This window comes from Pseudomonas putida group bacterium ESBL64 (genome assembly GCF_045277175.1).
Classification (GTDB): Bacteria; Pseudomonadota; Gammaproteobacteria; order Pseudomonadales; family Pseudomonadaceae; genus Aquipseudomonas; species Aquipseudomonas alloputida.
This window is the reverse complement of sequence record NZ_CP145799.1, coordinates 5,652,241-5,674,633: the sequence shown is the minus strand read 5'-3', so window position 1 is coordinate 5,674,633 and position 22,393 is coordinate 5,652,241. Positions and strand designations below refer to the sequence as shown.

Genomic DNA, 22,393 nt, shown 5'->3' with positions numbered 1-22,393 from the left:
TGCGGAAAAACTTTCGCCGCAATCTTGCTGATTTCTATTCTCGTCCGTCCCTGACACAAGCCGCGACGACAGCGACTTTCTGCCATGACTCGGAAGGACCACGAAATGCCACACCTGCACCCTACCCCAGCAACCAAGCTCAGCCAGGCCGTCCGCCTGGTGCTGTTCGGCATGTCCCTGGCCAGCGCGCCCGGCCTGTTGCTGATGCCTGCCCAGGCAATGGCCCAAAGCCAGGCCACCTACCATGTCCCCGCTGGCTCACTGGGCAACGCCATCACCCAGTTTGGCGTACAGGCGGGTGTGACCATTTCGTTCGACACCGCACAGACGCGCAACCTCGACAGCGCGGGCCTGGAAGGCAGCTTCAGTGTCGAGGAAGGTCTGGCGCGGCTGCTGGGCAACAGTGGCCTGCAGGCGCAGCGTCAGGGTAATGGTGGCTATGTGCTGGTCGCTGCGCAAAACGGCTCGGCCATGGAACTGGCGCCGATGAACATCGACGCCAACCGCCTGGATGCGACCAGCGAAGGCACCCAGTCCTACGCCGCCCGTGCCATCACCATCGGCAAGGGCGTACACACGCTGAAAGAAACCCCGCAGTCGGTCACCGTGATGACCCGCAAGATGCTCGACGACCAGAACCTCAACACACTGGAGCAGGTACTGGACAAGACCCCGGGCATCACCGTGTATGACTCGCCCATGGGCGGCAAGTATTTCTATTCCCGTGGTTTCAACCTGGATGGCCAGTACCAGTACGACGGCGTGCCCTTGGACGTGGGCGGCAACTACGTGCAGGCCAACAGCTTTTCCAGCGACATGGCGTTCTATGACCGCGTCGAGGTGCTTAAAGGTGCGGCCGGCATGATGAAAGGCTCTGGCTCCTCCGCCGGGGGCGTCAACTTCGTGCGCAAACGGGGGCAGGAAAAAGCCGCCACCACCGTCACCCTGTCAGCCGGCAGCTGGGACAACTACCGCGGGCAAGTGGACGTGGGCGGCCCGCTAAACGCGTCGGGCACCGTGCGGGGGCGCGCCGTGGCGACGCTGCAGGACCGCCAGTACTTCTATGACACGGCCAAGCGCCAGGACCAGATACTGTACGGCGCCATCGACTGGGACGTCACGGCCGACACCACCGTGGGCGCTGGCCTGGCTTACGAGGATGTCGATGCCACCCCTTGCTACGCCGGCCTGCCACGCTACGCCGATGGCAGTGACCTGAAGCTGTCGCGCTCCACCTGCCTGGGGGCCAGCTGGAACGACATGCAAAGCCAGCGTATTACCGGCTTTGCCGACCTCAAGCACCGCTTCAACGATGACTGGACCCTGAACTTCGCCTCGATCTACACCCACAACACCCAGGACATCGAATACGCTTATTCCGAAGGCACGGTACCCGTCGGCGCCAGCACCGCCAGCATGAACGTCCGGGCCGGCCGTTTCGACTACGACCAGGACGACTACGGCTTCGATAGCTATGTCGATGGCAAGTTCGAGGCGTTCGGCCTGCAGCATGAGCTGATCATGGGTGTCAACGCCAGCCGACAGAAAACCCATGATTACTTCGCGCTGATGCTGCTGGACGGCAAGCAGGACCCGTTCAACCCATCCGCGAACTTCACACACCCGTCCAAGGCCGATTACCTGGTCAACCCGAGCCGCGGTGGCAGTGTGCCAACCGATACCACTACCACCCAGTACGGCACTTACGCCAACCTGCGCCTGAAACTGGCAGAGCCACTGACCTTGGTGCTGGGCGCGCGGGTCAGCTGGTACCGTAACAAGAGCGACTCCTATACCCAGTTCTACGATTACTGGGTGCATAATCGCAGCCAGGAAAACGGTCAGGTCACGCCGTTTGCCGCCGTGCTGTACGACCTGAACGAGCAGTGGACCGCCTATGCCAGCTACGCCGACATCTTCCAGCCACAAAGCGACAAGGTGAATGCCGAGCGGCAGGCATTACAGCCAAAGACCGGCGCCAACTATGAAGTCGGCATCAAGGGCGAGCTGCTCGACGGCGCGTTGAACACCTCCTTCAACCTGTTCCGCACTGTCGAGAATCACCGCGCAGAAACGGACTACGTCGATACCTGCCCCTCAGGCGACGGGTATTGCTACAACGACAGCGGCAAGGTACGCGCACAGGGGTTCGAAGCCGAGATCAGCGGCTCGCCGATCGAGCGGTTGCAGCTGTTGGCGGGCTACACCTACACCCAGACGAAGTACCTGAGTACCATCGAAGACACTGACCCGACCGAACTGACCTTCACCTCCAGCTTCATCCCACGGCACATGCTCAAGGTATGGGGTGACTACCAGCTGGGCGGTGCTCTGGAGCGCTGGACCCTCGGCGCAGGCCTGAACAGCCAGAGCGAGAACTTCCGTACCACCGGCACTACCCGTGTCGAGCAGGCGGGCTACACCGTGTGGAACGGCCGTGTGCAGTACCGCCTCGACCCGAACTGGACTGTCGCGCTCAACGGCAACAACCTGTTCGACAAGAAGTACTACGCCACCATCGGCGCGCCGGCGTGGGGCAACTTCTATGGTGAACCGCGCAATTTCATGGTGACATTGCAAGGGGCGTTCTGAAGTACTTCCCTGGGTGCGATCGGGCCGCTTTGCGGCCCTGTCAAGCTGCTGGTCGCACAGTCGTTCCTGCAAATCGAAAAGCTCTACCCGCAGATGGTGGCCGAGCAGATCTTCAAGCGCGAAGTCATGGCCGAAAACGTTCGCAACCAGCCCTACCTGCATCCCAGAAATACGCAATATGTACAGCCATCATCCCATGACCGCTTCCCGTAGTCCGCCCATGTAGTGCTCCAGGCGACTACGCAGCCAACGCTCGGCCGGGTCGCTGTCGGTGGTGCTCAACCAGACCATGGCCAGCTCCAGTGCAGCAGTCTCGAACGGCAGCGTCTCGGCCTGCAGGTTGCCCCAGCGTTCCATACCCTGTGCGGCATAGTCCGGGCAACAGGCCAGCAGGTCGGTACCGGCCAGAATCGCCGGCAGCGAACTGAACTGCGGCACCGACAACACCACCTTGCGTTCACGGCCGATGTCTTTCAACCAGTCATCGACCACACCCTGGGTGTTGGCGGTTGGCGAAACCTGGACATGCGGGCGTTGGCAAAACTCATCCAGTGAAAGCGGCGTGCTGGACTTGTCGGCCCGCACTACCCTGGCTTGCAGGGTGCGTAGCACCTTGCGTTTGGCATTGGCGGGCAGGCCCTTGGTCTGGCTGATACCCACCGTCACATCGCCCGCCGCCAGCAGGTCCGGAATGCGCCAATAGTCCACATGCTGCACGACCACCACCACGTTCGGCGCCTCCACCCGCAGCGCCCGCAACAGCGGCGGCAGCAGGCCCGACTCGACATCATCGGACAAGCCGATGCGGAAGGTCATCTTGCTGGTCAGCGGGTCGAAATCATGGGTCATGCTGAGGGCGACAGACATCGCATCCAAGGCTGGCGTGAGGTACTTGATCACCTCTTCGGCCCTGGCCGAGGGCTCCATGCGGTTGCCCACTCGAACCAGCAACGGGTCGTTGAACATCGCACGCAACCTGGCCAGCGCGGCGCTGACCGTGGGCTGGGCGACGAACAGCTTCTCCGCGGCACGGGTGAGGTTGCGTTCCTGCATCAGCGCTTCGAACACCACCATCAGGTTGATATCGGCTTTGCGCAGTTCGTTGCGGTTCATGGGTGCTCCCGGGCCGTGCTTGTTGTTCGGGTTCAATTCCGGCATCGACATGCATCCTAGCCGAGTCGAAACCTGCACTGCACCTATGCGATCGCCATTGCCCCCTACTGCGCGACCGGGGTAATCTTCCGCGCTCTTCCCTTCCGGCCTCCCCTGCCGTGCACCGCCCAGGCGTTGACTCGCGAAGCGGTCATTCATGATGCCGACACTTGCATGGCCGCCGCTCACTGGCGCGCCCATCCGCCATCAATACACTCAGGATGACACCATGATCATTCGCCAAGGCATCGCTGCAGACTACCCGCAGCTGCTCGACATCTGGCTGCGTGCTGTTCGCGCGACGCACCACTTCCTGCAACCCTCCGACATCGACGCACTGTTGCCACAGCTGCGCGACGTGTACTTCCCGGCCGTCGAGCTGTGGGTTGCGGTAGACACCGATGACCAGCCACTGGGCTTTATCGGCTTCAATGAAAACCATGTGGAAATGCTCTTCGTCGACCCAGCGCACCACCGCCAGGGCATTGGCCGTGCACTGCTGGATTTCGGCCGCCAGTCACGCAGTGCGATGAGTGTCGATGTCAACGAGCAGAACCCACAGGCAACAGCGTTCTACCAGCGCTATGGCTTCGTCCAGACCGGCCGTTCACCGCTGGATGGCGAAGGTCGCCCGTTCCCTTTGCTGCACATGAGCTTGCCCACCCGGGCGTGAGCAGGAGGCACTCACCGCGATGGCCCGTAAAGCGAAGCCCCTACCGCCGTCCGACTGGGTCATCCGTAGTGCCCAACCGGGCGGTATCGAGCGTATCGAAGCCTGGTTCGGTAGCCACGGCTACGACCCGCATCGCCACGATACCTATTCGATCGGCCGCACGCTGGCCGGCGTGCAAAGCTTCCACTACAAGGGTTCGCTGCGCCACGGCATACCGGGCAACACGCTGGTGTTGCACCCGGACGAACTGCATGACGGCATGGCCGGCACCGACGCAGGCTTTCGCTACCGCATGGCCTACGTCGACCCGGCACTGATCCAGAACGTGCTGGGTGGTCAGCCTTTGCCCTTCATCGCTGGCGGGCTGTCCAGCGACCCTCGCCTGTACCACGCCAGCGAAGCGTTCGTGCAGGCAGTGGACCACGCGCTGGAGCCATTGGAAGAACAGGACGCCCTGTATGACCTGGCGATCGCCTTGCGGGCCGTCGGCGGCAAGCCGCGCGGGCGCAAGCGCCTGGATTACCAGGCAGCCGAACGCGCCCGGGCCTTCATCATGGAACACCTGCATGTGGGCATAACACTGGGCATGCTGGAACAGGCCAGCGGCCGCGAACGCTGGAGCCTGTCGCGTGACTTTCGCACGCTGTACGGCACCAGCCCCTATCGCTTTGTCACCCTGCGCCGCCTCGACAGCTTTCGCCGAATGATCCTGGACGGCTTCACCTTGGTCGAGGCAGCCCTTGCCGCAGGCTTTCATGACCAGAGCCACATGACCCGGCACTTCACCCGTTGCTACGGCGTACCGCCCTTACGCTGGCTGGAGCGTTTGCGAGCGTCACGCTGAGAAACCGCAGTCGCCCGCGTATCCCGTGGGAGCAGGCGTGCAGGATCGTACAAGAACCGGACTCGCCCGGCGCGATAGGCTGACCACTCCACTTTCCGAGGAACTGTCATGCCTGAGTCCCGTCACCCACACCCCTCCCTGCCAGTGAACCTGGTCCACAAGGCAGCGCTTATCGAACAGCAATGGAGCCCCAGGGTCGTTGCCGAGATGAACGATTACCAGTTCAAGGTCGTGCGCATCGAAGGCGAATTCATCTGGCACGCGCACCCGGAGACCGACGAAGCATTCCTGGTGCTGGAAGGCACGCTGCGTATCGACCTGCCGGATGGCTGCGTGCATGTGAACCCTGGGGAACTCTATGTGGTGCCACGCGGCGTCGAGCACCGGACCGCCGCGCAAGGCGAAGCGAAACTGATGATGATCGAACCGCGGGGCATTCTGAATACCGGTCATGAAGGGGGGGATCGCACAGCACAGAGCGATGTCTGGATTTAACAACATTCACCACTTTCAAGCTGATGTCTCTAACTTCACAGCAATAATTAACCATAAACAATCGCCTTATTGCGATTTGTAACCATGGCAATTCGCTCGCCGCCCACACTTCGCAACCCGGCACAGGTTCGCCTCGATATAATTGGATCCAATAACGAGGGTGGCCTGCATGCAAGCACTGGAAAGGGACTACGGACACGGCGATGAAGTGGCCAGCCACTGCCACGCCGAAGACCAGCTGATTTACGCCGCCAGCGGCGTGATGCGGGTCAGCAGCGAGGGCGGCAGCTGGGTGATCCCCGGCGGGCATGCCTTGTGGATGCCTGCGGGGGTCAGCCATGCCATCCGCATGGAGGGCGTGGTCTACCTGCGCACCTTGCTGCTCGATGCCCACATCGAACGCTGCCAGGTCATCGTCGTGTCCGGCCTGCTGCGCGAACTGATCCTGGCGGCGTCACGGGTGCTGAACCTGCGCGACGGCGCGCATGCTCGTGCGCTGATCCTGTACGAACTCGCCGCCGCCCGGCGCATCGATGCCTTCGTCCCTACGCCGCAGCACGCACGCCTGCGTGCCTGGTGCGAGCGCTTCCTGCAGGACCCGGCCCAGGACCTGACCCTGGAGCAATGCGGCGCACAACTGAACATGAGTGCCCGCAGTGTGGCCAGGCTGTTCCAGCGCGAGGTGGGCATGTCGTATGGCCAATGGCGCGCCCGTGCCCGGGTGATGCTCAGCCAGCAGTGCCTGGCCGATGGCAAGCCGATCCTGAACGTTGCGCTGGAGCACGGCTACCAGAGCGCCAGCGCATTTACTGCCATGTTCAAGCGCATCCTCGGCCATGCACCGAGTGATTGGCAAAACGCTACCGCGCGCGAGCACTGAGCCTCAGGTTGTCCCGCTTGCGCGCAGGGTTGTCCCGCTTGCGACAGCGACGCCCATGCAACCCTCGTTAACCTCGCATCACGACCTTTGAGCGACAATCGTGATGCCCTTACTGCACTCATTTCCCGGCCCTGCCCGGCTTGCCACAGCCCTCGGCATGCTCGCTGCACTCGCGGCGTGCGGCCACCAACCCACGCCTGCCGAACCACCTCCAGCGCTGCAGGCAGACCCGCTGGCGAACATGCCGGCCAGCGTCAGCAAACAGCCCCTGCCCGAACGCTGGTGGGCACTGTATCAAGACCCCCAACTCAACCGCTGGGTACAGCAAGCCCTGGCGCACAACCAAGGCCTGGCACAGGCCGAGGCCAACGTGCAGGCCATGCTGGCCGGCATCGGCGAGTTCGACGCCAGGCGCGGGCCGTCTACCGCGATGGGCGTTGCCGCTACCTATGGAAGAAGCGCCGATGACCAGACGCTGGCCGAGGCGACCGACAGCAACGCGCCGTCACAATGGCAATTCAACCCGGGCATCGAGCTGGCCTATCAGGTGGATATCTGGGGCCAGGTACGCGCCGCCATCCAACGTGCCCGGGTGCAAGCCGAAGCCAGCGCTGCGGCACTAGACCTGGTACGCCTGCAGGTAGTCGCCCAGACCACCCGCGCCTACATCGACCAGTGCACCTACGCGGCCCGCCTGGAGGCAGCGAAGCAGGCCTTGCAAACCCTCGACCACAGCGTGCAACTCAGCCAGCGTCAGCGCCAGGCCGGTGTGGCCACTGCCCTCGACAGCGAGCGCCTGTTGGGCTTGCGGGAGCAGGTGCGTGCGCAACTGCCGATGCTCTCAGCCCGGCGGCAGATGGCGCTTTACGAACTGAGCATGCTCAGTGGCCAGGCCTCGGTGGCCGAAGCCACGACCTGCGTAGCCATCCCCACGCTGTCGGCGCCGCTGCCGGCTGGCGATGGCTGGCATTTGCTCGAACGCCGGCCAGATGTGCGCCAGGCCGAACGGGAACTGCAAGCGGCCACCCTGGAGACCGACATCGTGCGGGCTGACCTTTACCCAAAGGTCAGCTTCGGCGCTTCGTTGACGTCTTCGGACCATCACCTTGCCAACCTCGGCGCCAGCCGCGCGGTGATGTTCGGGATTGGCCCGCTGATCCGCTGGGAATTTCCCAACCTGCAGGCCAACCGCGCACGGGTGAGCAAGGCCGAGGCATTGCAGCGGGCGCAGGTCGCCCGTTACCACGGCGTGGCGCTGAGCGCGCTGAAAGACGTGCGCCAGGCACTGGCCCGCTACGACGGTGAGCGACAACGGTTGCAGGCGCTGGACGCAGCCCTGGCGCACAGCCAGCACAGCTTTGCCCTGGCCCAGGGTAACTACCGTGCCGGCACCGTGGACGGGCTGGCCCTGCTCGACAGCGAGCGCGAAATGATCAGCCTGCGGGCCAGCCACACAGAAGCCCGAGGGCGCCTGGCGCAAGCGCAGGTAAACCTGTTCCGCGCGCTGGGCGGGCGGTGGTAGCGAGAAGCAAGACCAACAGCGAGCACCGCCCACTGTAGGAGCGGGTTTACCCGCGAAGAATACACCGCGGTGGATGGCACGGGCTTCGCCCGTGTTCGCGGGCAAGCCCGCTCCCACACGGATCGCGCCAGCTTTTAGAAATTGAGCAAGACAGTGGCTCCCACAACCGACAGCCAGCAGGCCCAATTCGAGAATGGAAACCAACCATGAATGTTGCCGTAGACAAACCCTCACCCGCCGAAACTGAACAGCGGCCGAGCGCTAAAACCCGTCGCCGCCTGGCAGTCATCGCCAGCGGCAGCCTGGCCGCAATCACCCTGCTGGCCTTCGCCAGCTACTGGTTCAGCACCGGCCGCTATCTGGAAACCACCGACGATGCCTATGTCCGCGCCGACTGGGTGGCCCTGAGCCCACGCGTGCCGGGCTACGTAGCCGAGGTCGAGGTGGCTGACGACCAGCCGGTGAAAGCCGGTGATGTGCTGGTGCGCCTGCAAAACCGCGACTACCGCGCCCGCCTCGACCAGGCCCGGGCTGGCGTGACCGAGGCACAGGCGGCACTGGCCGCCGCCCAGGCCAGCCAACAGGTAGCGACCGAGCGCATCGACCTGCAACAGCAAGCCATCCTGCAGGCCGAGGCCGTCGTGCGCAGCGCCACCGCCGAACAGCGCCGCAGTGAACTGGATGTCCAACGCTACCGTGGCCTGGTGCGTGACGATGCAGCGACCATGCAGCGCCTGGAAACCGCCAGTGCCCAGGCCAGCCAGGCACAAGCCGCGCGGCAAGGTGCCCAGGCCGCGCTGCGCCAGCAACGCGCTCAACTGGCCATGGCCAAGGCCAGGTCAGCCCAGGCCGAGGCCGAGCTGCAACAACGGGCAGCGGCCCTGGCACGCGCCCTGGCCCACCAACAGCTTGCCGAGCAAGACGAACAGGACACGGTGATCCGCGCGCCGATCACCGGCGTGGTCGGCCAGCGCCGCGTGCGCACCGGCCAGTACGTGGTGCCGGGCCAGCCGCTGCTGGCTGTGGTGCCCCTACAGCAGGCCTATGTAGTGGCCAACTACAAGGAAACCCAACTGGCCCGCATGCGCCCTGGGCAACCGGTAGAAATACATGTAGACAGCTTCGCCAGCCAGCCACTGCATGGCCATGTGGCCAGTTTTTCGCCAGCCTCGGGCAATGTCTTCGCCTTGCTGCCGTCGGACAACGCCACCGGCAACTTCACCAAGATCGTCCAGCGTTTCCCGGTGCGCATTTTGCTCGACAAACCGTTGGATGGCCCGCAGGTACTGCCCGGCATGTCAGTGGTCAGTACAGTCGACACACGCCCCGCAGAGGTTGCCGATGCGCACTGAGCAAACGGTCTCGCTGCGTGCCTGGGTAGCGGTGCTTGGCGGCCTGTTCGGCTGCTTCATGGCGGGTATGAACGTGCATGTCACCAGCGCCGCCCTGCCGGAAATCCGCGGCTCGCTGGGTGCCAGCTTCGAGGAAGGCTCATGGATTTCCACCGCCTACCTGGTGGCGGAAATCGTGATGATTCCACTGACGGCCTGGCTCGTGGACGTGTTCTCGCTGCGCCGGGTGATGTGGACCGGCTCGCTCATCTTTCTGATCGCCTCGGTGGCCTGTTCCTGGGCGCCCAACCTGGAGGCGATGATCGTAATCCGGGTGATCCAGGGGGCTGCGGGCGCGGTGCTGATTCCCCTGTCGTTCCAGTTGATCATCACCGAACTGCCGGCCAGCAAGATGGCCATGGGCATGGCGCTGTTCAGCCTGGCCAACAGCGTGGCGCAGGCCGCCGGGCCGTCGATTGGCGGCTGGCTGACTGATGCCTATTCGTGGCGCTGGATCTTCTATCTGCAACTTTTCCCCGGCATTGCGCTGCTGCTGGCCATCGCCTGGTCGATCGAAGCCAAGCCGATGAAGCTCGAACTGTTACGCAAAGGTGATTGGCTGGGTATCGCGGCCATGGTGATCGGCCTGGGCGGCTTGCAGATCGTGCTGGAAGAAGGCGGTCGGCTGGACTGGTTCGGCTCGCCGCTCATTGTCGGCACGAGCGTGGTCGCTGCCATTGCGTTGGTGGTGTTCGTGGTGACCCAGCTGTTCGGCCAGCGCGCGTTCATCAACCTGCGCTTGCTCGGGCACTACAACTTCGGCGTTGCCAGCGTGGCGATGTTCATCTTTGGCGCTGCCACGTTCGGCCTGGTGTTCCTGGTGCCCAACTACCTGTCGCAGTTGCAGGGGTTCAGCGCGCACGACGTGGGCGTGGCGCTGATCGCCTATGGCGTGGTGCAGTTGCTGCTGGCGCCGTTGATGCCCCGGCTGATGGGCTGGACCAGTGCCAAGTTCATGGTCGCCAGCGGCTTTTTGATCATGGCGCTGGGCTGCTGGCTGGGGGCTAGCCTGAGCGCCGACAGTGCCGACAACGTGATCATCCCGTCCACGGTGGTGCGCGGTATTGGCCAGCCTTTCATCATGGTTGCGTTATCGGTGCTGGCGGTGGCCGGGCTGGACAAGCGTGAAGCCGGCTCAGCCTCGGCGGTGTTCTCGATGTTGCGCAACCTGGGTGGCGCCATCGGTACGGCCGGGTTGACGCAACTGGTGGCGACCCGTGAACGCTTTCACAGTGAGCGCATTCACGAGCAGGTGACGCTGTTCGAGCCAAGCGTGCAGGCGCGTATCAACCAGACGGTGCAAAGCTGGCTGCCGCCTCAGCAGCAAATGCTGGAAGCGTTGGCGGCAACCATTCGACGAGAGGCTTACCTGATGGCCTACAGTGATGCGTTCTACCTGGCGTGCCTGGCATTGGTCGGGTGTGCCCTTGCAGCGTTGCTGCTGCGGGCCAGACAGCAGCATTGAAGGCAGTATCGACCTCTGTGGGCGACCGAAGCGTTCGGCATTCGGCCGCTGTTACACTGTCAACCGATGAAATTGGCGAACCCGAGCAAAGGTATGAACCCGACGCGCTACTCCACCGTGGCAAAGGACTTGATGCAAGCGATTGCCAGCGGCCGCTACCCAGTAGGCAGCCTGCTGCCGACCGAGTTCGAGCTGTGCGACCTTTACAATGTGAGCCGGCACACGGTGCGTGCCGCTATCGACCAGTTGCTCACCCAAGGGCTGGTGTCGCGCCGCAAGCGCGTGGGCACACGCGTGGAGGCCAGCAGCCCGCGCGGCGGCTATTCGCAGTCGTTGGCCAGTGTGGCTGACCTGGCGCACCTGGCAGACACCCAGCAGCGGGAAATCCAGAACGTGCGCCACTTTGTCGCCGACCTGAGCGAGGCGGCGAGGCTGGGGCTGGTGCCGGGGGAGCATTACTTCTGCGTATCGAGCCTCCGCGTCGACAGGCAGCACCCTGCCGCGCCGCTGTGCTGGACCGACGTGTATGCGCCGCGCGACTACACCGCGGTCATCGAACTGGCACGCGAGCACCCCGACCAACTCATTGTCGGGTTGATCGAACAGCACTATGGCCGGGCAATCGCAGTGGTCGACCAGCGGGTGCGCGCGGTGTTGCTGACAGCGGAAATGGCCAGGGCGCTGAAGGCAGAGGCGGGCTCACCGGGGCTGAAGATCATCCGCCAATACCGCGAGGAAAATGGTGATTTGATGGCGGTCTCAGAGACCGTGCACCCGGATGACCGCTTTACCTTGGTCACCCAGATGCGCCGCGACCGCTCCCCCGCCTGAACCCGCTCGTACAGGGATGGTTCAACTTTCAGCTGATGAACAGGCCGTTGCGCCTAAAGCGCCCCCAGTTGCCTTTCAGCTTCGACCAACTGCCTCGCCCGCGCCGTGCTCACCCGGTGATCGCGTGCCAGCCAGGCGTAGATCGTCGGTAGCACGAACAAGGTGAACAAGGTCCCCACCAGCATCCCGCACACAATCACCACCCCCAACCCGAAACGGCTGTTGGCGCCGGCGCCGCTGGCGAACAGCAGTGGCAGCACGCCAAAAGTCATCGCCGCCGTGGTCATCAGCACTGGCCGCAAGCGTATTTGCGCCGCACGAACAATGGCGGCGGCACGATCGAGGTTGTCGCGCACCTGAATCTCGTTGGCGAACGCCACCATCAGGATGCCGTGCTTGCTGATCAGGCCGATCAGCGTCACCAGGCCAATCTGTGTGTAGATGTTCAGCGTGGCCCAGCCCAGCGCCAGCGGCAGCAGCGCACCGCAGATCGACAGCGGCACGGTCACCAGAATGATCAGGGGGTCGACCAGGCTTTCGTACTGCGCCGCCAGCACCAGATAGATCACCACCAGGGCGGCGAGAAATGCCCACATCAAGGCAAAGCCCTCCTGCACATACTGGCGCGATTCCGATTGCCAGTCGTGGCTGAAGCCCGGTGGCAGCTCGGCGGTGAGCTGTTCCAGAAATGCCACGGCGTTGCCCATCGATACACCCGGGGCCGGGATCGCCTGCAGGGTACTGGCGTTCTGCTGATCGAACTGCAACAGGCGGTTGGGTGCCACTTCGATATCCAGGCGCACCAACGTGGCTAGCGGCACCAGGCTGCCATCTTCGGCGCGCACATACTGCCGGCTCAACGCCGCAGGCGTCAGGCGTTGGTCCTGGATACTCTGCGGGATGACGTCATAAGAGCGCCCGAACAGGGCGAAGCGGTTGAGGTACTGCTCGCCCACCAGCACCCCCAGCGACTCACCAATGGCCTGCATGCTGATGCCCAGGCTCGCCGCCTTGGCCCGGTCCACGCGTACCTTGACCACCGGGTTGTTGTAGTCGAGGTCGCTGTCCACCACGGCGAACAGGCCGCTGTCGCGGGCGCGTTGCTTGAGCACTTCCATGGTCTGGAACAGCTCGGGGTAATCCCGGGCGCTGCGCAGCACCATCTGCACCGGCAGGCCACCGCTGGAGCCCGGCAGCGACGCGACCTGGAAGGCGAAGATGCTGCTGCCCTCGATATCCGCAACGGCCTGCTGCAACTGCGCCTGCACCTGTGCGGCGGAACGCTCGCGCGCCTGCCAGGCGCTGAGGTTGATGCCACCGAAACTGGCGGCCGGGCCGTCGGTGCCGTTGATGATCCAGGTGTCGGTGGTTTCGGCAATGGACTTCATCACCTGGTCGAGCTTCAGCGCAAAGCGTTCTGCGTATTCGAGGCTGGCATGCTGCGGCGACTTGATGGCGGTCAGCACCGCCGCCTGGTCCTCGGGTGGCGCCAGCTCGCGCTGTGGCAGCAGGTACAGCCAGGGCAGGCTCAGGCACACCAGCAACGCCACGCCGCCACTGATCCAGCGGTGTGCCAGTGTGTAGGCCAGCACCCGTCCATAGGCCCCGCTCAGCGTGCCAAACAACCGATCGGCGATAGTGGCCATGGCGCCATGCTGCTGACCGGGCTGCAGCAACAGCGAGCTCATCACCGGCGACAAGGTCAGCGCCACAATGCCGGACACGATCACCGCCCCCGCCAGGGTCAAGGCAAACTCACGGAACAGCGTGCCGGTCAGCCCGCCCATCAAGCCAATGGGCGCATACACCGCCGCCAGGGTCAGGGTCATGGCGATCACCGGCCCGGCGATTTCCCGCGCCCCGGCCAATGCTGCCGCGACCGGCGACTTGCCCTCCTCGATATGCCGATGCACGTTTTCCACCACCACAATGGCATCGTCCACCACCAGGCCGATGGCCAGCACCATCGCCAGCAAGGTCAGCAGGTTGAGGCTGAAACCGAACATCAACATCAGGCCCGCGGCCCCCAGCATCGACAGCGGAATGGCCACCACCGCGATCAGCACGCTGCGCAGCGAACCCAGGCACAGCCAGATCACCAACACCACGATCAGCATCGCCTCCACCAAGGTGCGCAGCACTTCATGGATCGACGCATCGATGAAGCGTGCGGTTTCATAGGCCAGCGCCACGTTCACGCCAGGCGGCAAGGTCTGCTGGATCTGTGGCAGCAGTTGGCGAATTCCCTCGACGATCACCAGAGGGTTGCCGCTGGGCGTGGGGAACAGCCCCAGGTGCACGGCAGGTTTGCCGTCCATGGTGGCGCTGGTCTGCGTGACCGCCGCACTCAGCTCGACGGTGCCGATATCGCGCAGGCGCACCAGGTCGGTGCCATCGTTGCGGATGATCAGCTCACGGAAGTCTTCGACCCGGGTCAGGTCGGTGTCCACCTGGATATCGGCCAGCACGTACTGCCCGCGCACCTGGCCCGGCGTTGCCTGGTAGTTGTTGGCACGTACCGCCTGCGCCACGTCCGCCGCCGTCACCCCGCGCCCGGCCATCTGCTCACTGTCCAGCCACAGGCGCATGGCCAGGCGCTGCCCGCCGAACGACTGCACCTTGGCCACGCCGTCGATACCGGAGAACTGCGGTTCCACCACCCGTGACAGGTAATCGCTCAGTTCCGGTATCGACAGGCTGTCGCTGGCAAACCCCACATAGGCCACGGCAGTGGAGTCGCCTGCTGACAGTTCCACCACCGGGTCGTAGGCTTTTTCCGGCAGGCGATAGCGCACCTGGTTGACCTTGGCCATGGTTTCGGCCAGCGCCTGGGTCGAATCGCGGTTGAGCACCATGCGCAAGGTGATCAGGCTGCGCCCCTGCTGCGACGACGAGGACAGGTAGTCGATGCCTTCGACCGACGACACTGCCTGGGTGATCGGCTGCGTCACGAAACCCTGCATCAACTCGGCGGAGGCACCGGGGTACTCGGTGCTGATGGTAATGGTCGAGCTTTCCAGCAACGGGTACTGGCGGATCGGCAACTTGCCCATGGCAAACAGCCCCATCAGGATGATCAGGCTGCTGACCACCAGCGCCAGCACCGGGCGGCGCACGAAGACGTCGGTAAACCTCACGACTGCCGCCCTCCCTGGCTGGCCTGCAGGCTGTCCTGCGCCACTGGCTCGACCGGCATGCCATCACTCAGTTTCAGCTGGCCGGAAACCACCACACGGTCACCGGGCGTCAGGCCGGAGGTGATTTCCACCCGCCCCTGCCAGCGCTCACCGGTGGTTACCTGCACCCGGCTCACCCGGGTGCCATGCTGCGGGTCCTGGGTCGCGACAAACACCGTCTGCCCATAGGCGGTGTAGGTGATCGCGGTTTCCGGCACGGCCAGCACGGTCGACGGCTGCGCAGCATCCAGCCGCACGCCGGCATACATACCCGGCTGCAACTGTCCTTGCGGGTTCGACAAGGCCGCCTGTACCTGCACAAGGCGTGCTGTGCTGACCACCGGGTCGACCGCCACCACCCGCGCCTGGAAGTCTTGCCCACGCACCGCATCCACCGTCAGTGCCAGCACTTGTCCGGCGTGCACTTCGGGGGCGGCCTGCTCGCCCAAGGCGAAGTTCACATGCAACTGGCTGATGTCGGCCAGGCTGACGATGGTCTCGCCAGCGCCCAGGTACTGGCCCTGATGCACACGGCGGATGCCGAGCTTGCCGGCAAACGGTGCACGAATGGCCTTCTGCGCGATCAGCGCCTCGACATGCTGCAGCTCACCACGGGCCACGTCCACGGCCGTGGCGGCGTTGTCCAGCAGCTCTTGCGACACGGCATTCATCGCGCGCAGTTTGCGGCTGCGCTGCAGCACCACGTCAGCGTTACGCAACCTGGCCTGCAACTGCACGCGAAGGGCCTGCTCGGGCGCGTCGTTGAGCTGCACCAGCAACTGCCCGGCCGCGACTGTCTGCCCCGACTCGAAGGCGATGCGGGTAATACGCCCTGGCATCTCGGCCGCCACCTGCACCTGGTTGAACGCCTCCAACTCCCCCGAAGCAAAGCGCTGCCGCGCCAGTTGCACCTGCTCGGCCGTGGCCAGCGCCACCTTGGTCGCCGGCCACACCGCCGCAGCGGGTGGCGCCGAGCCGCTTCCCACCAGCGCATAGGCAGCGGCCAGCGCACCGGCAACAGCGCCGGCCCAGGCCAGTAACGTACGTTTGTTCATGCACAGCTCCGATCACAGGGAAAGCGGTTGCAGGGAAGATCGGGCAGGACTATAAAAGCTCAACTTTACTTGAGGTCAACAGGCATGGCAGCGGACAACACACGGATGCTCACAGTGGGTGAAGTGGCCAAGCGCAGCGGTGTGGCGGTATCTGCGCTGCACTTCTACGAAACCAAGGGGCTGATCGCCAGCGTCCGCACGGCAGGCAACCAGCGCCGCTATCCCTCGCTGGTGCTGCGTACCCTGGCGATCATCAAGGTAGCCCAGCGCACGGGAATTCCGCTGGAGGAAATCAAACAGGCCTTCAGCCGTTATGCCCCCAACAGCAAGCTCACGGCAGCACAATGGAGCGAGATGTCCACGGCCTGGCGCGAAGACCTGAATGCCCGCATTCGCACACTGGAAGCACTGCGCGACAGCCTCGACAACTGCATTGGCTGCGGTTGCCTGTCGCTGGAAGACTGCCCGCTGCGCAACCCCGAGGATGTGCTGGGCAAGGAAGGGACCGGGGCGCGAATCCTCGAAAAGAAGGCCCGCTAGCCTCGCGCGCTCATGCCAGGTGCGCCGCTTTGCCGGCGCGCATGACCTGCAGGTGACAAACAGTCGCTTTGAACCATTGCGGCGATTCACCGCCCTAACCCTGTGCTGTTAACCCAAAGCCGCTCACAGGAAGGAACTAAGCCATCATGAAACGCGAACAGATCGAAGGTGTAGCAGAGGACCTGGCTGGCAAGGCGCAAAGCGCCGTAGGTCGCCTGATCGAAGACCCGGCACTGGAAGCCGAAGGCGATGCGCGTCAGGCCGCAGGCCAGTTGACCAAGACCTACGGCGATACCCTGGACACGGTGTCCTCGTTCGTCAAGGAAAAGCCCTTCGCCGCACTGGCCATCACCGCCGCCGTCACACTGGTGGTCTCTCGCCTGCTGCGCCGCTGAACCACGGCGCCTCAGGCGGTTCAGGGCCGGATATCTTGTCCGGCCTGCGCCATCACCAGATGGCGATATCGTAGGTCAGGTAAAGGCGATTGCTGTCTCGGCCGCGGGCGAAATCTGATCGATACACATAGTTTCGCAGCTTTACGCCCAGCCCTTTCAGCGGCCCACCCTGCACCACGTAGGCAATCTCGGCGTCACGCTCCCATTCTTTGATGCCCTCGCCACCTGAGCGGCCATTGTCGCCACTCAGGTAGCGCGTCATGAAGGTCAGCCCCGGCACCCCGGCGGCAGCGAAGTTGTAGGCGTAGCTGGCCATCCAGGTCTTCTCTTCCTCTTCGATGAACTTGCCGATGCCGACGTTGCTGAACGAATAGACCGTTGCCCCACTGATATACGGCAGCCCCGCTTCACCATCGAGCACCTGGTAACCTGCGCCGACGGTATGCCCGGAGTGGGCGTACGACAGTTGGCCGCTGAACATGTCGTTGTCGATGCCACCGCCATACGCCGTACCGCTGTCGCGGCTTTTGAAGTAACGCAGGTCGGTGGTCAGCACGCCGCCGCCCAGCGGCAGGTCGTGCACCAGCCCGGCGAAGTCCTGGCGGTAGAAATGCTCGAGCTCGCCATGGAAATAACTCAGGCGCAGTTGCTTGCTGACGGCATAGTCAGCACCGGCGAAGCTGAAGTCGCCAGACGCTGGGCCGCCATACCCGTCCAGGTACAACCCGGTACTATTGGATGAGTCGCGCTGTTTGAAGCGGTCCAGGTGGCCAGCGGTAAGGGTGAGGTTATCGATGTCGGTGCTGGTCAGCTGGGTTCCCTGGTAAGTCTGCGGCAGCAGGCGTGCATCGTTGTACACCAGTACCGGCGTCTTGGGCAGCAAGGTGCCATGCTTGACCACGGTGCTGCCCAGGCGGGCTTTGGCCGTGATACCGGCGCTGGCGAATTCGTCGGCCGCGCGGCCATCGTCATGCACTGGCAGCAACCCGGTGCCGCTGCGCCCACGGCCGGAGTCGAGCTTGACGCCGACCAGGCCCAAGGCGTCGAGACCCAGGCCGAGGGTGCCTTGGGTGAAGCCGGACTGGTAATCGAGCAGAAAGCCTTGAGCCCACTCCACCCGTTCGCTTTTGGCAGTGGCGGCGGCGCGGGCGCTCATACCCTGCTCGTCACGGAAATTCTCGTTGAAATACACGTTGCGCAACTGCAGCTTGAGCTTGCTGTCATCGACAAAACCGGAAGCGCCGGCAACAGGCAGCCAGCCGCACAGCAGGCCACAGGTGGCCCCACGGAACACAGCTCGGGACATGATCGGTACTCTATTGTTGTTTTAGGGATGAGCAGGCGTTGCGCCTGGCAGCACCAGAAGCGTTCAGACGAAGAAGGACAAGGCGCCCGTCAGCAGTGCCAGCGCCGTGATCACCAGCGAGGTGAGCACCGCCCATTTCACAGTGGCTTTCTGGAAGTCGCCGATGTCGCGATCGACCATGCCCACCAGCAGCAGGGTCGAGGCTACCAATGGGCTCATCAGGTGCACCGGCTGGCCCAGCACCGAAGCGCGGGCGATCTCTACAGGGTCGATGCCATAGGCCGCCGCCGCATTGGCCAGGATCGGCACAACGCCAAAGTAGTACGCGTCGTTGGACAGCACGAAGGTCAGCGGCATGCTGGTCAGCGCCACCACCAGCGGGAACCAGTGGCTCCACGCATCCGGAATCCAGTCCACCAGCGTCTGGGCCAATGCATCGACCATCTTGGTACCCGAGAAAATACCGGCAAAGATGCCTGCGGCGAACACCAGCAGCACCACGGTCATGGCGTTGCCCGAATGGGCGAGGATGCGCTCTTTCTGCAGGTCCAGCTGCGGGTAGTTGATCATCAGTGCGGCGACGAAACCGATCATGAACAGGATGGCCGCGTGCATCAGCCCCAGCACCAGCGCGGTCATCACGGCGATCACCAGCACCAGGTTCACATAGGCAAGGCGCGGGCGCTTGTGCGGGTTGTCGCCAAGGATTTCCTTGATGTAGCAGTTGCCGCCACCGGACTCCAGGGCAATATTGCCGATACGCCGGCGCTCGGCACGGCCCAGCAGGTAGGCGGTGAACACGACCCACGCCGCCCCACCGATGACGGTGGGCAACATCGGAATGAAGTAGTCAGTCGCATCCAGACCGAGCGCGGCAATGGCACGGGTGGCGGGACCACCCCACGGGCTCATGCCGCTCATGATGCTCAATGACAGCATCGATACGGTCGCCAGGATCATCGGGTTCATGCCGATGCGCTTGTACAGCGGCAGCATGGCAGCGCAGGTAATCATGTAAGTCGTGGTGCCATCACCGTCCAGCGCCACCAGCAGCGACAGCAGAGCGGTGCCGATAGCGATCTTGATCGGGTCGCCATTCACCCGCTTGAGGATCTTGCGGATCAGCGGGTCGAACAGGCCGGCGTCGATCATCAGGCCGAAGAACAGGATGGCGAACAGCAGCAGCGCGGCAGACGGTGCGACCATTTTCAGCCCATCGAGCATCATCTTGCCCAGGTCTGGCGCGAAACCGCCAATAAGGGCGAAAACAATCGGCACGATGGTCAGCGCGACGATCGGGGACAGACGTTTACTCATGATCAGGTAGGTGAAGGTCACCACCATGATCAGGCCCAGAAGTGCGAGCATGGTTTGTTCTCTTGTTTTTATTGTCTATGTGGCCACCTGCAGCGCAGACGGCCCCCTGACCCCCACCCGGCAACGCCTGGTGGGGGCCTGTGAAAAGCTTGAGGTGTCGGGGCTCAGCCGTGGCGGTGTGGTTCGGCGACCCAGTCGGCTGTTTCAGCAACGGGGCTGACCACCGGCTCGCCGTTCAGGCGGCTGTGCAGCGTCTGGCGGTCACAGGCGTTTTCCGACAACGAAACCACCACCGTCGCCACTGCGTTGCTGGCAAGACTCGTCAGCGCACGGGCTTCCGACATGAAGCGGTCGACCCCGATCAACAGGGCCAGGCCGGCCAGGGGTATGTCGTGGATCACGGTAAGGGTCGAAGCCAAGGCCACGAAACCGCTGCCGGTGACACCTGCCGCGCCCTTGGAGGACAGCAGCATGATCGCCAGCATGGTGACCACCTGGCCCAGGCTCAGGTCGATGTTGCAGGCCTGTGCGATGAAGACGGCTGCCAACGACAGATAGATCGCAGTACCGTCCAGGTTGAACGAGTAGCCAGTGGGCAGCACCAGGCCAACCACGCCTTTCTTGCACCCAAGCTTCTCGAGTTTCTCGAGCATGCGCGGCAGCACCGGCTCGGTGGAGGAAGTACCCAGCACCACGAGGAACTCTTCGCGGAAATAGCGCAGCAACTTCCACAGGCTGAAGCCATGGGCGCGGCAGATGCCACCGAGCACCACCAGCACGAAGAAGGCGCAGGCGATGTACAACGTCCCCACCAGCTTGGCCAGCGCACCAAGGGACGTAATCCCGTACTGGCCCACGGTGAATGCCAGTGCGCCGAAAGCGCCGACCGGGGCAAAGCGCATCAGGTAGCCGAAGATGCGGAACACCATGGTCGAGGCCGACTCCAGCACGTCCAGTACCGGCTTGCCCTTTTCGCCCATCGACGAGAGGGCGAAACCGCTGAGTACGGCGATGAACAGCACCGGCAAGACCTCACCCTTGTTGAAGGCACCGATGAAGGTGTCCGGGATGATGTGCATGAAAAAGTCCACCACACTCAGCTTGGCGGCCGACGCGGTGTACTGGCTCAGGCCCGCTGTGCTCAGGGTGGCAGGATCGATGTTCATGCCGGCACCTGGCTTGAACAGGTAAACCGCCGCCAGTCCGATCACCAGGCTGACCACCGTCAGCCCCAGGAACAGCAGCAGGGTCTTGCTCATCAAGCGCCCCAGGGAACGCTTGTCGGTCATGCCGGCGATGCCGGTGACGATGGTGCAGAACACCACCGGCGCGATCATCATCTTGATCAGCTTGATGAACGCATCACCCAGCGGCTTGAGGGCCACGGCCTGTTGCGCCCAGAAGTGTCCGACCACCACGCCCAGCAGGACGGCGCAGAGAATCTGGAAATACAGCGATTTGGCGAGTCTCATGGCATCACCCATTGTTGAAATTGTGCGGATGCGCTTGTTACGAATGTGCAGGTCTGGATTGGTGCCTGGAGCTACCCGGCCAACCTGCGGAATGTAGGGGCGTAGACGAACCCTGAGAAGAGCCGCCGGGCGGTTCGCACCACCGAAGCCTGGATCGTCTGGCCCTCGGCACCGCTGCGCGTCAGCGCAACATCGATGCCGCCACTTGGGTGCTCCAGGCGGACCTCGGCCAGTTGCTGCGCGCCTTCGCCCAACAGGTCGACAATCACGGTGCCAGGGCTGACGCAGGCAGTCGCCAGCCCCACCGCTCCCGTGATCGCCAAGGCACGATGGCAATTGTGCGGCATGAAATAGCGAACCTGCAGCGTGCCGTCGTAGCGCGGCTTGGACACCAGCACTGGCTTGGGGATGACCATGCCACTGACATCGCCCAGGCCCATGGCCTTTCCGGCCTTCAGCCGCAACGCTTCCAGGCGTTCGAGCAGCGCGCTGTTGGCGTCCAGCTGAGCCGGGGTTTCCGAGCCGCTGACACCCAACTGGCTGGCCTCCACCACCATCATCGGCATGGCCATGTCGATGCAGGTCACCGGCACGCCATCAATCACGTCCTGGGCCTTGCCCGTGGGGAACAGCTTGCCGGTCTTGCTGCCGACCGCGTCGAGGAAGGTCAGGTGCACCGGGGCCGCAGTGCCCGGCACCCCATCGATCGCCGTACGGCCTTCGTAGCGCACGATACCGCCGGGCGTTTCGACCAACGAATTGACGAAGGTGCCAGTGTTGAGGTTACGGATGCGCACCAAGGTCTTGCCTTCCTGGCCTTTTACCAATCCCTGTTCGATGGCGAATGGCCCAACCGCACACAGCATGTTGCCGCAGTTGGGGGCCGTATCGACCCGGCGCTGTGCGACCATCACCTGCACGAACAGGTAGTCGACGTCGGCGTCGGCGTGCAATGACGGGCTGATGATCGCCACCTTGCTGGTCTGCGGGCTGCCGCCACCGATGCCGTCGATTTCCAGTTCATGGCCAGAGCCCATGAGGTTGATCAGCAACTCGTCGCGCTCGACCACATTGGCAGGCAGGTCCCAGGCGTGGAAGAAAGGCCCTTTGGAGGTACCGCCGCGCATGAGTACGCAAGGAATTCGTTGCATGATTTCGCACTCTTGTTGATCAATGGACATCATTGATGCTGTGAGCAAAAGAGTGACAGGGATGGATAAATCAATCCAATGCAAATATCGTAGCTATTATTGCGATTCAAACATAAATAAAGCGCCAGGCCAGTCG

Annotated in this window: 18 protein-coding genes; 11 read left to right on the top strand and 7 right to left on the bottom strand. The window is 63.6% G+C overall.

The window, feature by feature from the left end:
* Positions 1-105 precede the first annotated feature (105 nt).
* Positions 106-2,592 carry a TonB-dependent receptor gene (locus V6093_RS25700; protein ID WP_014859057.1) on the top strand — a complete coding sequence of 829 codons (2,487 nt, stop codon included), beginning with the start codon at positions 106-108 and terminating at the stop codon, positions 2,590-2,592.
* Positions 2,593-2,781: 189 nt separating this feature from the next.
* On the opposite strand, the gene V6093_RS25695 is transcribed toward V6093_RS25700, so the two are convergent.
* The gene (locus V6093_RS25695; RefSeq protein WP_064490993.1) at positions 2,782-3,705 is read right to left on the bottom strand and encodes a LysR family transcriptional regulator; all 924 of its coding nucleotides are present in this window, start codon (positions 3,703-3,705) and stop codon (positions 2,782-2,784) included.
* A gap of 268 nt (positions 3,706-3,973) precedes the next feature.
* On the opposite strand from V6093_RS25695, the gene V6093_RS25690 reads away from it, so the two are divergent.
* The 8 genes from V6093_RS25690 to V6093_RS25655 all read left to right on the top strand — a co-directional run bounded on the left by V6093_RS25690 (position 3,974) and on the right by V6093_RS25655 (position 11,845).
* Positions 3,974-4,417, top strand: coding sequence for an acetyltransferase (locus V6093_RS25690; protein ID WP_003247287.1), 444 nt, complete (start codon positions 3,974-3,976; stop codon positions 4,415-4,417).
* A 19-nt stretch (positions 4,418-4,436) separates the two neighbouring features.
* Positions 4,437-5,261 (top strand): AraC family transcriptional regulator, encoded by an 825-nt coding sequence (locus V6093_RS25685; protein WP_108079053.1) that lies wholly within the window; start codon positions 4,437-4,439, stop codon positions 5,259-5,261.
* Between the two features lie 108 nt (positions 5,262-5,369).
* A complete protein-coding gene (locus tag V6093_RS25680; RefSeq protein ID WP_003247285.1) occupies positions 5,370-5,756 on the top strand; it encodes a cupin domain-containing protein in 387 nt (128 codons plus the stop codon).
* A 169-nt stretch (positions 5,757-5,925) separates the two neighbouring features.
* Entirely contained in the window at positions 5,926-6,636 is a 711-nt protein-coding gene (locus V6093_RS25675; protein WP_265979723.1) for a helix-turn-helix transcriptional regulator, read from the top strand.
* Between the two features lie 103 nt (positions 6,637-6,739).
* Complete coding sequence (locus tag V6093_RS25670; protein WP_265979724.1) at positions 6,740-8,158, top strand: efflux transporter outer membrane subunit; 1,419 nt, start codon at positions 6,740-6,742, stop codon at positions 8,156-8,158.
* A 206-nt stretch (positions 8,159-8,364) separates the two neighbouring features.
* The gene (locus tag V6093_RS25665) at positions 8,365-9,510 is read left to right on the top strand and encodes an HlyD family secretion protein (protein ID WP_265979725.1); all 1,146 of its coding nucleotides are present in this window, start codon (positions 8,365-8,367) and stop codon (positions 9,508-9,510) included.
* Positions 9,500-11,014, top strand: a complete 1,515-nt coding sequence (locus V6093_RS25660) for a DHA2 family efflux MFS transporter permease subunit (RefSeq protein WP_265979726.1) — start codon at positions 9,500-9,502, stop codon at positions 11,012-11,014. Before V6093_RS25665 ends, V6093_RS25660 begins: the two co-directional genes overlap by 11 nt.
* Positions 11,015-11,107: 93 nt before the next feature.
* Complete coding sequence (locus V6093_RS25655) at positions 11,108-11,845, top strand: GntR family transcriptional regulator (protein ID WP_060545402.1); 738 nt, start codon at positions 11,108-11,110, stop codon at positions 11,843-11,845.
* 53 nt (positions 11,846-11,898) lie between these two features.
* Here V6093_RS25655 and V6093_RS25650 read toward each other — a convergent pair whose 3' ends face one another.
* The gene (locus V6093_RS25650) at positions 11,899-14,982 is read right to left on the bottom strand and encodes a MexW/MexI family multidrug efflux RND transporter permease subunit (protein ID WP_179052276.1); all 3,084 of its coding nucleotides are present in this window, start codon (positions 14,980-14,982) and stop codon (positions 11,899-11,901) included.
* Positions 14,979-16,076, bottom strand: a complete 1,098-nt coding sequence (locus tag V6093_RS25645) for an efflux RND transporter periplasmic adaptor subunit (RefSeq protein WP_047604554.1) — start codon at positions 16,074-16,076, stop codon at positions 14,979-14,981. The genes V6093_RS25650 and V6093_RS25645 overlap by 4 nt, the downstream gene beginning before the upstream one ends.
* Positions 16,077-16,160: 84 nt before the next feature.
* Between V6093_RS25645 and soxR the strand changes: the two genes are divergently transcribed.
* On the top strand, positions 16,161-16,616 hold the full coding sequence (gene soxR, locus V6093_RS25640) for a redox-sensitive transcriptional activator SoxR (protein ID WP_003247276.1): 456 nt from the start codon (positions 16,161-16,163) through the stop codon (positions 16,614-16,616).
* 146 nt (positions 16,617-16,762) lie between these two features.
* Positions 16,763-17,011: a CsbD family protein gene (locus V6093_RS25635; protein ID WP_047604553.1), complete on the top strand. Its 249-nt coding sequence runs from the start codon at positions 16,763-16,765 to the stop codon at positions 17,009-17,011.
* A 52-nt stretch (positions 17,012-17,063) separates the two neighbouring features.
* Here V6093_RS25635 and V6093_RS25630 read toward each other — a convergent pair whose 3' ends face one another.
* The 4 genes from V6093_RS25630 to V6093_RS25615 all read right to left on the bottom strand — a co-directional run bounded on the left by V6093_RS25630 (position 17,064) and on the right by V6093_RS25615 (position 22,257).
* On the bottom strand, positions 17,064-18,317 hold the full coding sequence (locus V6093_RS25630) for an OprD family porin (protein ID WP_047604552.1): 1,254 nt from the start codon (positions 18,315-18,317) through the stop codon (positions 17,064-17,066).
* 63 nt (positions 18,318-18,380) lie between these two features.
* Positions 18,381-19,685 carry a CitMHS family transporter gene (locus V6093_RS25625; protein ID WP_064614064.1) on the bottom strand — a complete coding sequence of 435 codons (1,305 nt, stop codon included), beginning with the start codon at positions 19,683-19,685 and terminating at the stop codon, positions 18,381-18,383.
* A 113-nt stretch (positions 19,686-19,798) separates the two neighbouring features.
* A complete protein-coding gene (locus V6093_RS25620; protein ID WP_026031899.1) occupies positions 19,799-21,106 on the bottom strand; it encodes a dicarboxylate/amino acid:cation symporter in 1,308 nt (435 codons plus the stop codon).
* A gap of 71 nt (positions 21,107-21,177) precedes the next feature.
* Positions 21,178-22,257, bottom strand: coding sequence for a 4-oxalomesaconate tautomerase (locus tag V6093_RS25615; protein WP_080756776.1), 1,080 nt, complete (start codon positions 22,255-22,257; stop codon positions 21,178-21,180).
* Positions 22,258-22,393 lie beyond the last annotated feature (136 nt).